Genomic DNA, 12,017 nt, shown 5'->3' with positions numbered 1-12,017 from the left:
ATGTCCATGATGGCGGCCGGTCTGCTGTTCTTGTCGCTGCCTGCGTTCGCGGAGGTTGTCGTGATTGTTTCGGCGAAAAGTACGGCCACGGCGCTAAGCGAAGAACAGGCGTCCGATCTTTTCCTGGGCAAAAACAGCAGCTTGCCCGGCGCGGGACAGGCGGTGCCGGTGGACCAGGCCGAAGGCTCGCCGGTGCGCGAGCAGTTTTATGCCAAGGTATCCGGCAAGACCGGCGCGCAGTTGAAGGCCTACTGGTCGAAGCAGATTTTCAGCGGCAAAGGCCAGCCGCCGAAGGACGCCGGCGACAGCGCGGCGGTCAAGACCCTGGTGGCGGGTAATCCCAACATCATCGGCTATGTCGATAAAAGCGCGGTCGATGCGACGGTGAAAGTGCTGCTCACCATCAAGTAAGTTTGAATCGCCACACGGCGATGCGAGGCGCGATGGCGCGCTTCGCCGTGTGGGATGTTCAAGAACATAATCATTTCACAAGAGGCTCAAGATGAGCATCAAGCAGAAAATCTGGGCCTTGCCCTTGATTTCAACCGCCGTCTTTGCGCTCGGCCTGGCGGTCAGCACCTACCTGGTGTTTGAAACACAGAAGTCGATTCACGCCACCGAGACCGTCGACTATCCGCTGCTTGATACGGCCAAGGCGCTGACGGCCGACATCGGCGCCATTTCCGATGCGCTGCGCGACTCGGTGGCCGAAGGCGACAAGAATCGCCTGTCCCAATTGCCCGAACAAGCGGCCAGGCTGCGCGTGAAACTGAAAACCTTCGGCCAGATCGATGGACAAAGTGCCAACGGCGCGCAATTGACGCAGCAATTCGAGGCCTATTTTGCGCCGGCGCTCAGGGCGGCGCGCATCATGCTGGAAGTCGAGCAGGGCGATCCCGCCAGTGCCGTGACCAGCATGCAAAGCGCGCTCAAGACCTTGAACGCCAACCTGCTCAAGACGAATGAGGATGCGCGCCATCGCTTCAGCGCCGGCATCGTGCAAAGCCAGACCAGCGTCGGCCGCATTCTGGTGAGCAGTATTGCGGTGGCGCTGATCGTCATCGGCACCCTGGCGGGCGCGTCGTTCTTCGTGGTGCGCACCATCTGGCAGCAACTCGGTGGCGAACCCGAATATACCCGCGCCATCGCGCTCGCCGTCGCCGACGGCGACCTGTCGATGGAGATCCACACCGATCCGAAAGACAGCGGCAGCCTGTTGCTGGCCTTGAAGGACATGCGCGACAAGTTGGGCAGCATGGTGTCCGAGATCAAGCGGTCGGCCGAGACGATCAATGTGGCCAGCCATGAGATTGCGGCGGGCAACGCCGACCTGGCGGCGCGCACCGAGTCGCAGGCGGGCAGCGTGGACCAGACGTCGCGCTCGATGCAGACCTTGACCGTGACGGTGCGCGAGAACGCCGACAATGCCAACCAGGCCAATTCGCTGGCCCTGTCGGCCAGGGCGATTGCCACCAAGGGCGGCAAGCTGGTGCATGAAGTGGTCGCCACGATGGGCGCCATCAACGGCTCGGCCACGAAAATTGTCGACATCATCGCGGTCATCGACGGCATCGCCTTCCAGACCAACATCCTGGCGCTGAACGCGGCGGTGGAAGCGGCGCGGGCGGGCGAGCAGGGGCGCGGCTTTGCCGTGGTGGCCAGCGAGGTACGCAACCTGGCGCAGCGCAGCGCCGGCGCGGCCAGGGAAATCAAGGAATTGATCGGCGATTCGGTGGCGAAGATCGGCATCGGTTCGAAGCTCGTCGACGAGGCCGGCGTGACCATGGGCGATATCGTCGAGTCGGTCAGGAAGGTGGCCGACATCATGTCCGATATTACCGCCGCCAGCCGCGCGCAGACCGGTGGCATCGAGAGCATCGGCCAGGCGATCGAAAGCATCGACGGCATGACGCAGCAGAACTCGGCGCTGGTCGAGCAGGCGTCGGCGGCGGCCGAGTCGCTGCGCGAGCAGACCGGTCACCTGAGCGAGGTCTTGTCGGTCTTTCAGCTGCGCGACGGCGGTGAGCCCGTCGTCGCCGCCATAGTGGCGAGCCCGGTCCGTCGCGGCCGGGCGCCGCAGCTGGCGGCCGCCATGTAGCGATAGCGCAGCATCCTGGGAGAACGCACCATGGATTTGCCGCCGCAAGGCCCGTCAATTGGCCGGCCGCGCGAGGGCATGGTTTAGTCTGCTGACAGGCTGATATGGTTGACTTTGCACAATTCCCTTGCGGCAGGCACAGGGAAAATGATGAATGCATTTTTCATCAATGGGGTATCGCGAGGGAGTCAGTCATGCTTGAAGTTCAGCCGATGGACAGGCGTGGTTATTTTATGTTGCCTCAGGCTCCAGAAGGGGCAGGCTACTATGTATATGGCAATGTTGGAGGCAGGCCCCACACTGGCCACTTGGCGCAATACGCGCATCCTTCTTTAATGTCTTTGATACTCTGCATTGAACGCGAGTGGCAGGCCATTGACGATAGAAAATTTGGAATTGGAAATATCAGTATTGATGGTGGTGAGGAGTATGACGGGCACGCTACTCACAGAAGGGGTATCGAGGTTGATATACGGCCCGTCAGGAAAGACAAAGTTACCGGTCAAGTTGCACGGGTCACACGTTTTGACGATGTCTACGACCGTGAAGCGACAACCAAGTTGATACAGCTTTTTGCGTGGCATGTGACGGTCAGAGTCATCTATTTTAATGATGAGAAGGTGCAGCGCGCTATCGGCGGCGGTCGGGTGCGTTATGCAATGCGCCATGATGATCATTTTCACGTCGAATTGCGGTGGCGCCCATGAGAAGCGTTTGCGTGCTCGTTTATTGTGTTCTTCTTCTCACATCCTTGAACATTCCAGTTGCAAACAGCGAACCGTCCGCCGAAGCCAGGTCATTGAATGGCAGTTACCAGATTTATGGCGGCAGTCTGGCGGACATGCAAGCTCCGTCAGCGGCCGATGCCCATGTGTCATTCCGGTTCAAAGGTCGCAGTGCAAGCGACTTGTTCGATTCGATAGGGCCGGACATCAAAAAGCAGGACGCCTGCAGCGGGGCGGCAGGTTATCGCGAGCGCCGCAGAGGCCATTTGCTCTGCGTGCGCACAAAAGAGGATGGCCCGACCTGCTACCTCGGGCTTGATCTGCGCAAGGGAAAAAGCGATGCTGGCGCGGTGTGCTGACGCGCTTGCGCGCATCAGGTACAGCGTCCCTTATCCACTGAGCGCCGGCGCCGCCATCGCCCCCACCACCTGCAGCAAGGTGTCGCCAAAGCCACCCCTGGCCCTGGCGTCGCGGCGCGCGCTGGTGGTCACGCGCGGGGCGGCGCTCCAGGCGATGCGCGCCCCCGTTTCTTGCAGGGCGGCGACCAGCGCCACATCTTCGCTGCAGGCCAGCGGCGCGAAGCCGCCGGCGCGCCGGTAGGCCTGGGCGCACACGCCCAGATTGGCGCCGTGGATATGGCGGTGGCCGTCTGCATCGGTATAGGTGCGGGCAAAATGCGCGCGCAGGGCGGGCGCGTGATCCGCGTGCGCCGACCAGTCGTCGATGCCGATGGTGCCGCAGACGGCGTCGGCGCGCTGCAGCAGCTGGCTGCGCAGCCAGTCGGGGGCGACGCAGGTGTCGGCGTCGGTAAATGCCAGCCAGCGCGCGCCGCGTTCGAGCAGCAGCGCCGCGCCGGCGGCGCGCGCCGCGCCGACGTTGCGCGCGTCGATGGCGATGCAGTCGAGGCGCCAGCGCGCGTCGGCCCGCATCGCGTGATGGAGCACGATGCGCTGCGAGTGGTCGCTGCAGGCGTCGAGCACGATGACGATGCACACTGCTTCGCCGGCGAGCGCATCGCAGGTGGCGGCCACCGTCAGCGCTTCCAGGCAGGCGGTCAGGCAGGTCTCTTCGTCATGCACGGGAACGACGACGCCGATCATGCGAACCCCTCTTTCTGCGCGACCGAGCGCGCATCGTTGGACCAGACGCCGAGCAGGAAATCGCTTTCCTCGTGGCGCACCAGACAGTGCAGGCCAGGCGCATGCTGGAAGGCGTCGTGCACGCGCACGGTCGACAGGATGCGCTGCGCGAATGGCGCGCGCCAGTGGCACAGGGCGATGCTGCCGCCCGGCGCCAGGCTGGCCACGGCCTGTTCGGCCAGCAGCGCCAGTTCCTCTGCCGACAGGTAGTAGGCGATCTCGCTGATGACGATCAGGTCGAATTTGTCGACGCCCTTGCCGGTGCGCGGCCAGTCCTGCGGCAGCCGGTGGCGCGCCAGCGTGACGTTATCGGCCTGCCCGGCCGCCTCCAGCCGGTGCCGCGCCAGCAGCAAAGCCTGGTCGGAAAAGTCGCTCGCCAGCACCTGCTCGCAGCGGCGCGCCAGTTCCAGCGTCAGCTCGCCATTGCCGCAGCCCGGTTCATAGGCGTTGCGATAGCGCTGTTGCGGCAGCCCGGCCAGCAGCAGGGTGCGCTTGCGCGTTTCGTACCAGCGCTGGCGCACGCGCCACGGATCGGCGTCCTGCCGGTACAACTGTTCGAAGTAGGCGCCGCGCGCATCGCCCATGGTCGATGTCGGCTTCATCGGAAATACACCTCGCAAGGATGCAGCAGGCGTTGCAGCGCATGCGGGCCAAGGATGGCGGCCTGGCCGGTGGAGGCGTCGGCCTCGGTCTGGCTGGCAAAGCAGCGCATGGCGTCGCGCTTGCGTTGCAGCACTTCGTCGGGCAGGGCCAGGCGGCGTGCGCGCAGCCATGGCACGCGCGCGTCGCCGGGCACGGCCCAGTGCCAGGTCCAGACCGGCATTTCCACCAGCAGCGCGCCGCAGGCACGCGCCGCCAGCGCGCACGCCTGGCCGCAGGCTTCATGGTCCGGGTGGCCATCAAAACGCCAGGTGGTCAGCAGCGTGTCGCCGGGGCGCAGGACTTCCTGCAGCATGGCGGCCAGCGGACGGACTCTGCCGGCCAGGCCGCCATCGGGCAGGCGCAGGCGCAGCCACGACGGCGCCACGCCGAGGGTGCTGGCCGCCTGCCGCGACTCTTCGGGCCGCACGCGGCACAGCCGCTCTTTAGTCCACAAGGCGGAACCGGGGTGGCTGGCGCCGCCGTCGGTCACAGCCACCAGCAACACCTCGCTGCCTTGTTGCGCCAGCAGTTGCAGCAAGCCGCCGCAGGCCAGGATTTCATCGTCGGGGTGCGGTGCGACGATTACCGGGCGGGCGCCGCCCGGCACCAGTTCGCGCGCCGTCACCAAAGGCAGGGCGGCCAGGCCATGCCAGGCCTGCCAGGCAGCGTCCGGCGTGCCCGCCCCTTCGATCCGGCGTTCTTGTTCAGGGATCATCTTCAAGTGCATGTCACAGGCTCCAGGGGTGGTTGGCCACGCTGGCGACACCGGCCACAATCGTGCCCAGGGTGGCCTGGTCGCGCTCGGCATGGCTCTGGCGCAGGAAGACCGGCAGGTCGGCGGCCAGGCGGGCAAAGTGGGCGTTGCGGCACAAGGGAGCGGCGCCCAGCGCGCGCGTGGCCAGGCGCAGCACCAGCGTGGCGCAGTCTTCCACGGTCAGGCGCAGGCGCAGCGCGGTAGCCATCGCGTCGCGCTGCGGCTGCGCGTCGATCTCGCGCGCGCCTTCGCGCAGCAGGGCGCCGGCGGCGCGCAGCGCGCAGTCGATCTGGCCCAGCTGTGCCAGGCGCACCGGATCGGGCGCCGCCTGTGCGGCGCGCGCATGCAGGTAGCCGGCGATGGCGCAGGCGGCGCCATACCAGCCGGCCGCGATGCCGGCGCCGCCATGCCAGAAGCCGGGCCGGGCCAGGTAGGCACCCGGCGCGCCGACGGGGGTGGCGTGGGCGGCGGCAAACACCACGTCGACGCTGGCGCTGCCGGCCATGCCGACCGCCTGCCAGCCTTCCTGCGTGACGTGCACGCCCGGCTGCGCCAGCGCCACCGACGCCAGGCAAGCGTCGCCGGCCGCGTTCCAGCAACTGACCAGGGCGTGGCTGAGCCCTGCCGCGCCCGAGCACCAGGCCTTGCGGCCATCGAGTTGCCAGTGGCCCTGCGCGGCTTGCCGCAGCCGCACGCGCGCATCGGGCATTTCCGCGCACCAGACACCCCAGCTGCTGCCGGGCGCCGCCCCGGGGCCGTCGATTTCAGCCAGGATGGCCAGCGCGTCGGTGTGGCCTTCATAAAGTTTGAGCAGCGACAGGTCAACGCCGGCGATTGCCGCCAGCGCCTGCCAGCGCCGCAAGGTGGCGCCATGGCCGGGCAGGGGCAGATCATCGAGTCCGGCATCGATCAGGCGGCGCAGGCCGTCGATGGGCGGCAGCGAGGTATCGGGCCCCAGCAGGGCGGCCAGGGCCGCAGTGCCGAAGGCGTCATGCGATGGTGGGGCGGTGGTATTGGCAGACATGGCAGGCTCCTGTTTTTTAACAGCGTAGCTTTGTCTTTTTGCTATGTATGTACGATCCTGCACAGTGCCGGCAAACGGATCCGTATTTGCCGGCGCCGCCGTACGCCATTATTTGCCGGTGTAGACGGGCAGCGGCGCGGTGCCGGTACCATTGCCAGGAGCGGCAGAAGAACCACCGCCGCCACAGGCGGCCAGCAGCGTGCAGGAGGTCAGGACGGTCAGTGTCTTTTTCATCTAATTCTGACTCCGGTTGAAACCCCGGCCTGAAGGCCTGGCGCATTTAAATTGTTGCAATCGTCATCGTTGGCTGCCAGGCGCGGCTGACGGCTTGATTGAGCGCTGACAGCAGGGCGGGCAGGGCTGCAAGCAGTGCCGTCATGCTGTTTTCCGTGAGTGCGGCCTGCGCCTCGACCTTGCCCGATGGCGGGCCCCAGACCACTTGCGCGCTCAACTGCGCGTGGCTGCCCAGCTCCGACACGCTGACCAGCAAGGCGACTTCTTCTGCGGCGTTATCGGCCACGTCGTTGAGCAGGCAAGAAATGCCGAAGTGGTAGGCCTCGAAGGCGGCGGCCGAGCCGCTGGAAAAGGCGAATACGGAAGCGAGCACCTGCGGCGCGGCCAGGCAGATGGGTGGCAGCGCGGCGCGGAACAGCGGTAACAAGGTGTTTTCCAGCTGCACGACCAGCGGATGGGTATGGCAGAGGACGGTCATGGCATCTCGGGTAAGGTGGCGGCGCCCGATGGTAGCAGTTTTTACGCCGCGCCGCCGGCCTGCTTGTCAATTGGTCCTACCAGTGAATCTGCATCGTCCATGTTGGTAAAGCGCGTGCGCACGAAATCGATATGGCTTTGCATCGCCGTGCGTGCTTCTTCAGGCCGCTTTGCGCAGATCGCCTCGCAGACGGTGCGGTGCTGCGCCAGCAACTGCTGCGAGGTGGCGTCGTCCTGCTGGCGCAAGCCGGTGCCATTGAGGGTGATGTGTTCGCGCAGCATGCCGATGATGCTGGTGTGCAGATGCAAAAACATGGTGTTGTGTGACGCTTGCGCGATGCTCTCGTGCAGGCGCGCATCGGCCTGCGCCTCGCCATGCTGGTCGTCTGCGGCACGCGCCTGTTCCAGTTCCGTCAGGAGCGACTGGATCTGCGAGCGTTCGTCGGCGCTGGCCCGCTGCGCGGCAAAGTAGGCTGTCGCTCCTTCGAGCACGCGGCGAAACTCCAGGATGTCGTCGCGCAGAGCGGGGTGGTCCGCCACCAGCTGACTCCACGGCGAGGCGATGCCCGTGCGTAGCTGGTCCGTGACGAACACGCCGGCGCCGTGCCGGCTGCGCACCAGGCCGCGCGCCGCCAGCCGCTGCACGGCCTCGCGCACGGTATTGCGCGACACCCCGTATTGCTGCGCCAGCAGGCGTTCGGCCGGCAGTTGCGCGCCGGCCGGCAGGCTACCGTCAAGCAATGCCGTCTCCAGAAGGCGCATCACCGTTTCCACTCTGCCCCGCGCTTGCATGCCTGTCGCCATCGTCACCATCGTTACGTAGAGTGTTGTTTTAAAGTGGTCCGAGCAATTTGAACTGGCCGCTGGAAGATGGAATTATGCGTCACGCAGTCCTTCTTGACAATACATCGTGGCGCCGCGCAGCCTGGCCGACCTGCTCGACGCGTGCCGGCAGCAAGCATAAACAGGCCCGGCGGCGGCGCACGCGCGACATAAAAAATACAGCAACAGCCGTTTTTTCATTCACCCGCCATCCACCGGAGGAGACCCGAGATGCAAACCTGGACCCAACTTTATACACCGCTCGGCAGCTTGTGGCTGTCGTCGCTGGCGGCAGCCGTGCCCATCATTTTCTTCTTCATCGCCCTGGCGGCACTGCGCATCAAGGGCCACGTGGCGGCGGCCGTCACGCTGGCGCTGGCGCTGATGGTCGCCATTTTCGCCTACGGCATGCCCGTGCCGCAGGCGCTGGCGGCGGCCGGTTACGGTTTCGCGTATGGCCTGTGGCCGATCGCCTGGATTATCGTCACGGCCGTCTTCCTCTACAAGATCGTCGTCAAGACGGGGCAGATCGAGATCATCCGCGCCTCCGTGCTGTCGGTCACGGATGACCAGCGGCTGCAGGTGCTGTTGATCGGTTTTGCCTTCGGCGCTTTCCTGGAAGGGGCGGCCGGCTTTGGCGCTCCCGTGGCCATCACATCGGCCCTGCTGGTGGGCCTGGGCTTCAATCCCCTGTATGCGGCCGGACTGTGCCTGATCGCCAATACGGCGCCGGTGGCCTTCGGCGCCATGGGCATCCCGATCATCGTGGCGGGGCAGGTGACGGGCATCGACCCCTTCCTGATCGGCGCCATGGCGGGCCGCCAGTTGCCCTTGCTGTCGCTGCTGGTGCCGTTCTGGCTGGTCTTCATGATGGATGGTTTGCGCGGCGTGCGCGAAGTGTGGCCGGCCGCGCTGGTGACCGGCGGCAGCTTCGCCGTGACCCAGTATTTCACCTCCAACTACATCGGTCCCGAACTGCCCGACATCACCTCGGCGCTGGTCAGCCTGGTGTCGCTGACGCTGTTCCTGAAAGTCTGGCAGCCGAAGAGCGCGAAAGTGGTCAACCTCGTCGGCGCTGGCGCGGCGGCCTTGTCCGGCTTCGGCGGCGCGTCTTCCGGCACGGTGCGCGGCAGCGGCCATCGCGCCGCCTCGCCCTACACGATGGCGCAAACCATGCGCGCCTGGGCGCCGTTCGGCCTGCTGACGGCAATCGTCACCGTCTGGAGCCTGCCCGGCTTCAAGGCCCTGTTTGCCGCTGGCGGCGCGTTGGTCGGCCTGGTCGTCAAGATCCACGTGCCGTATCTGGACCAATTGGTGATCAAGACCGTGCCCATCGTCGCCGTGCCGAAAGCGTATGACGCCGTGTTCAAGCTGGACTTGCTGTCGGCCGTCGGCACGGCGATCTTGCTGACCGCCGTGCTGTCGATGCTGATGCTGCGCATGAAGCCGCGCGACGGCGTGAAGGCGTTTGTGGAAACCGTGGTGGAACTGCGCAACCCCGTGCTGTCGATTGGCCTGGTACTGGCGTTTGCCTTTGTCGCCAATTATTCGGGCATGTCGTCCACCCTGGCCCTGCTGCTGGCCGGCAGCGGCGCCGCCTTCCCTTTCTTTTCGCCCTTCCTGGGCTGGCTGGGCGTCTTCCTGACGGGGTCCGATACGTCGTCGAATGCCTTGTTCTGTTCGCTGCAACACACGACGGCGCACCAGATCGGCGTCTCCGACACCTTGCTGGTGGCGGCCAATACGACGGGCGGCGTGACGGCGAAGATGATTTCGCCGCAATCGATCGCCGTCGCTTGCGCGGCAACGGGGCTGGTGGGCAAGGAGTCGGACCTGTTCCGTTTCACCTTGAAGCACAGCCTGCTGTTCGCCGTCGTCATCGGCATCATCACGGTGCTGCAGGCGTATGTGTTTACCGGCATGATTCCCCACTAAGGCTCCTGAAAGCCTCAGTAGAATCTCGTAGTAAAACTAGCAAAAGATTATCAATGCATTAGCGAAATTGCTTGATGCATTGCAGCATACCGAGTCTGGCCCGGTGCAATGCCGGGTTGGCTACGCGCAGCGTGGCCCTCGCATGGCCCATCCTGTGCTCAAGCGCAAGGCGAGCAGGATGGTGCTATCGGTATTGTCGCTGGCGCGCTGGGCGCGGACAGGGGTATTGTTCTTGCATGTACATCCAGGTATTGCACGATTGCTTAACGACCCAGGCCGCTCATCCAGCTTGGCTGCGGGTGGGCGCGCGACAGTTCACGCATGCGGTATTCCAGGTCATAGCGGTCGGTCGATTCGGCCAGGTAGGCTTCTTCGTAAGCACGTTCGCGGTGGTCGGGGCTTTGCGACAGGAAAGTGCCGATGGTTTTGACGATGTTGCTCAGGGTGGCAACGAGGTTGTTCGATGGGGTGCTGTGATACATGAAAGTGGTCGACATGGCAGGCTCCGGTTAGTGGGGGTGTAGCAACTGCTGCACCGCAACATAAGTATAGCCTTTTCAAGTTATAAGTATACTTTCGATTTCAAATGTCAGCTATTCAATTATCGAATAATGATGGTGAAAGCTGTGCAATTCGGGCCTTTCAGGCATAATGCACCCATAATGAAGTAGTATTACTACGATACTTGAACGCTTGCTGATGTTGTTTTCAGACCCCGACGCTGACTGATCCGCGATGCGGCGCATGACAGATATAAGCAAACTGCAAGACGACACAATCTCGGAACGGAAATGGAGAAGGTATGGAATACGTAAAGCAAGGCCAGGGCGCGCGTGCCACGCAGGCCGGCGCGCAAAACAATACAGGCGCCCTGATCATTGTCACGGTGCTGTTTTTCATGTGGGGACTGCTGACATCGTTGAATGACGTGCTGATTCCCCATTTGCGCTCGATTTACACGCTCACCTATGTGCAGGCGATGCTGGTGCAGTTCTGTTTCTTTGGCGCCTATGCCATCGTGTCCATGCCGGCTGGCGCGCTGATCAAGCGCATCGGCTACCAGCGCGGCGTCGTCGCCGGCCTGCTGATCGCCGCCGCCGGCTGCGCCATGTTCTACCCGGCGTCGACCGGCAGCTATGCGCTGTTCCTGCTGGCCTTCTTTGTGCTGGCGTCCGGCATCACGGTGCTGCAGGTGGCGGCCAATCCGTATGTGACCGAACTGGGCGACCCGCAAACGGCATCGAGCCGCCTGACCCTGACGCAGGCGTTCAATTCGCTCGGCACCACGGTGGCGCCGACCCTGGGCGGCATTTTGATCCTGTCGGGCACGGTACTGACGGTGCAGCAGTTCGATCTGCTGCCGGCCGCCGAACAACTGGCGTATCGCGCCAAGGAAGCGGCCGCCGTGCAGGGGCCGTACCTGGCGCTGGCCGCCACCCTGGTGGTGCTGGCGGTGCTGTTCGCGCTGGCCAGGCTGCCGGTGATTTCGCATGCGGACGATGCCGTCAGCCTGTCGCGCGACGGCCACCAGGTATCGATCTGGTCGCACCGCCACCTGGTGCTGGGCGCGCTGGCCATCTTCCTGTACGTGGGCGGCGAAGTGAGCATCGGCAGCTTCCTGATCAACTTCCTGGGCGAGCAGCATATCGCCGGCCTGACACCGGCCGACGCCGCGCATTTCGTCAGCTTTTACTGGGGTGGCGCCATGCTGGGCCGCTTCGTCGGTTTTGCCGTGATGCGCTATGTCAGCCCAGGCAAGACACTGGCCTTCAACGCCGCCATCGTGATCGCGCTGATTCTCGTTGCCGTGTTCGGCACCGGCCACACCGCCATGTGGGCCCTGATCGCCGTCGGCCTGTTCAATTCCATCATGTTCCCGACCATCTTCAGCATGGCCCTGAACAAGCTGGGCGCGCAGACCGGCCAGGGCTCGGGCATCCTGTGCATGGCCATTGTCGGCGGCGCCATCGTGCCGTTCATCCAGGGTTTCCTGGCCGACCACATGAATCTGCAACTGTCCTTCCTGGTGCCGGCGCTGTGCTACACCTTCATCCTCTACTTCGGCTGGAAATACGCCAGCATGTATAACGATGATGCGGCGGTAAAATAACGCGCGCCAGTTTGAATGCAAGAAAGGTGGCTGCGGCCACCTTTTTTGCATTCAGGG

General features: G+C 64.3%; 14 protein-coding genes. 6 read left to right on the top strand and 8 right to left on the bottom strand.

Annotation, left to right across the window (positions count from 1 at the left end; translation table 11 throughout):
• Positions 1-9: 9 nt before the first annotated feature.
• The 4 genes from CD932_RS02890 to CD932_RS02875 all read left to right on the top strand — a co-directional run bounded on the left by CD932_RS02890 (position 10) and on the right by CD932_RS02875 (position 3,182).
• Complete coding sequence (locus tag CD932_RS02890) at positions 10-411, top strand: hypothetical protein (RefSeq protein ID WP_254926437.1); 402 nt, start codon at positions 10-12, stop codon at positions 409-411.
• Between the two features lie 91 nt (positions 412-502).
• The gene (locus CD932_RS29625; protein WP_094441316.1) at positions 503-2,098 is read left to right on the top strand and encodes a methyl-accepting chemotaxis protein; all 1,596 of its coding nucleotides are present in this window, start codon (positions 503-505) and stop codon (positions 2,096-2,098) included.
• A gap of 194 nt (positions 2,099-2,292) precedes the next feature.
• Positions 2,293-2,805 (top strand): penicillin-insensitive murein endopeptidase, encoded by a 513-nt coding sequence (locus CD932_RS02880; protein ID WP_176460858.1) that lies wholly within the window; start codon positions 2,293-2,295, stop codon positions 2,803-2,805.
• A 44-nt stretch (positions 2,806-2,849) separates the two neighbouring features.
• Positions 2,850-3,182 carry a hypothetical protein gene (locus CD932_RS02875; RefSeq protein WP_141213154.1) on the top strand — a complete coding sequence of 111 codons (333 nt, stop codon included), beginning with the start codon at positions 2,850-2,852 and terminating at the stop codon, positions 3,180-3,182.
• A 30-nt stretch (positions 3,183-3,212) separates the two neighbouring features.
• Here the strand turns inward: CD932_RS02875 and CD932_RS02870 are convergent, their stop codons facing one another.
• From CD932_RS02870 to CD932_RS02845, 7 genes are all read right to left on the bottom strand, one after another.
• Complete coding sequence (locus tag CD932_RS02870; protein ID WP_094441313.1) at positions 3,213-3,923, bottom strand: glycosyltransferase family 2 protein; 711 nt, start codon at positions 3,921-3,923, stop codon at positions 3,213-3,215.
• Positions 3,920-4,564, bottom strand: coding sequence for a class I SAM-dependent methyltransferase (locus CD932_RS02865; RefSeq protein ID WP_254926436.1), 645 nt, complete (start codon positions 4,562-4,564; stop codon positions 3,920-3,922). Before CD932_RS02865 ends, CD932_RS02870 begins: the two co-directional genes overlap by 4 nt.
• Entirely contained in the window at positions 4,561-5,331 is a 771-nt protein-coding gene (locus CD932_RS02860; protein ID WP_254926435.1) for a PIG-L deacetylase family protein, read from the bottom strand. The genes CD932_RS02865 and CD932_RS02860 overlap by 4 nt, the downstream gene beginning before the upstream one ends.
• Before the next feature lies 1 nt (position 5,332).
• Positions 5,333-6,382: an acyl-CoA dehydrogenase gene (locus CD932_RS02855; protein ID WP_094441312.1), complete on the bottom strand. Its 1,050-nt coding sequence runs from the start codon at positions 6,380-6,382 to the stop codon at positions 5,333-5,335.
• Between the two features lie 108 nt (positions 6,383-6,490).
• The gene (locus CD932_RS29225) at positions 6,491-6,616 is read right to left on the bottom strand and encodes a hypothetical protein (RefSeq protein WP_254926434.1); all 126 of its coding nucleotides are present in this window, start codon (positions 6,614-6,616) and stop codon (positions 6,491-6,493) included.
• A 46-nt stretch (positions 6,617-6,662) separates the two neighbouring features.
• Complete coding sequence (locus tag CD932_RS02850; protein ID WP_094441311.1) at positions 6,663-7,094, bottom strand: hypothetical protein; 432 nt, start codon at positions 7,092-7,094, stop codon at positions 6,663-6,665.
• Positions 7,095-7,135: 41 nt separating this feature from the next.
• Positions 7,136-7,897: a FadR/GntR family transcriptional regulator gene (locus tag CD932_RS02845; protein WP_094443414.1), complete on the bottom strand. Its 762-nt coding sequence runs from the start codon at positions 7,895-7,897 to the stop codon at positions 7,136-7,138.
• 249 nt (positions 7,898-8,146) lie between these two features.
• Here CD932_RS02845 and CD932_RS02840 point away from each other — a divergent pair, with 249 nt between their 5' ends.
• Positions 8,147-9,850, top strand: coding sequence for a lactate permease LctP family transporter (locus CD932_RS02840; protein ID WP_094441310.1), 1,704 nt, complete (start codon positions 8,147-8,149; stop codon positions 9,848-9,850).
• Positions 9,851-10,113: 263 nt separating this feature from the next.
• Here the strand turns inward: CD932_RS02840 and CD932_RS02835 are convergent, their stop codons facing one another.
• A complete protein-coding gene (locus tag CD932_RS02835) occupies positions 10,114-10,332 on the bottom strand; it encodes a DUF3563 family protein (protein WP_094443413.1) in 219 nt (72 codons plus the stop codon).
• A gap of 320 nt (positions 10,333-10,652) precedes the next feature.
• On the opposite strand from CD932_RS02835, the gene CD932_RS02830 reads away from it, so the two are divergent.
• The gene (locus tag CD932_RS02830) at positions 10,653-11,960 is read left to right on the top strand and encodes a sugar MFS transporter (RefSeq protein ID WP_094441309.1); all 1,308 of its coding nucleotides are present in this window, start codon (positions 10,653-10,655) and stop codon (positions 11,958-11,960) included.
• Positions 11,961-12,017: the final 57 nt, after the last annotated feature.

This window comes from Janthinobacterium sp. PC23-8, assembly GCF_002250505.1.
In the GTDB taxonomy this organism is placed as follows: domain Bacteria; phylum Pseudomonadota; class Gammaproteobacteria; order Burkholderiales; family Burkholderiaceae_D; genus Janthinobacterium.
The sequence above is the reverse complement of the archived record's forward strand: the minus strand, read 5'-3'. Positions and strand labels throughout refer to the sequence as shown.

Bases quoted from the DNA above. Each gene is read 5' to 3' on its own strand.
- CD932_RS02890 (WP_254926437.1), top strand. From the start codon at position 10: ATGGCGGCCGGTCTGCTGTTCTTGTCGCTGCCTGCGTTCGCGGAGGTT.
- CD932_RS29625 (WP_094441316.1), top strand. From the start codon at position 503: ATGAGCATCAAGCAGAAAATCTGGGCCTTGCCCTTGATTTCAACCGCC.
- CD932_RS02880 (WP_176460858.1), top strand. From the start codon at position 2,293: ATGCTTGAAGTTCAGCCGATGGACAGGCGTGGTTATTTTATGTTGCCT.
- CD932_RS02870 (WP_094441313.1), bottom strand. From the start codon at position 3,923: ATGATCGGCGTCGTCGTTCCCGTGCATGACGAAGAGACCTGCCTGACC.
- CD932_RS02865 (WP_254926436.1), bottom strand. From the start codon at position 4,564: ATGAAGCCGACATCGACCATGGGCGATGCGCGCGGCGCCTACTTCGAA.
- CD932_RS02860 (WP_254926435.1), bottom strand. From the start codon at position 5,331: ATGCACTTGAAGATGATCCCTGAACAAGAACGCCGGATCGAAGGGGCG.
- CD932_RS02855 (WP_094441312.1), bottom strand. From the start codon at position 6,382: ATGTCTGCCAATACCACCGCCCCACCATCGCATGACGCCTTCGGCACT.
- CD932_RS29225 (WP_254926434.1), bottom strand. From the start codon at position 6,616: ATGAAAAAGACACTGACCGTCCTGACCTCCTGCACGCTGCTGGCCGCC.
- CD932_RS02850 (WP_094441311.1), bottom strand. From the start codon at position 7,094: ATGACCGTCCTCTGCCATACCCATCCGCTGGTCGTGCAGCTGGAAAAC.
- CD932_RS02845 (WP_094443414.1), bottom strand. From the start codon at position 7,897: ATGGCGACAGGCATGCAAGCGCGGGGCAGAGTGGAAACGGTGATGCGC.
- CD932_RS02840 (WP_094441310.1), top strand. From the start codon at position 8,147: ATGCAAACCTGGACCCAACTTTATACACCGCTCGGCAGCTTGTGGCTG.
- CD932_RS02835 (WP_094443413.1), bottom strand. From the start codon at position 10,332: ATGTATCACAGCACCCCATCGAACAACCTCGTTGCCACCCTGAGCAAC.
- CD932_RS02830 (WP_094441309.1), top strand. From the start codon at position 10,653: ATGGAATACGTAAAGCAAGGCCAGGGCGCGCGTGCCACGCAGGCCGGC.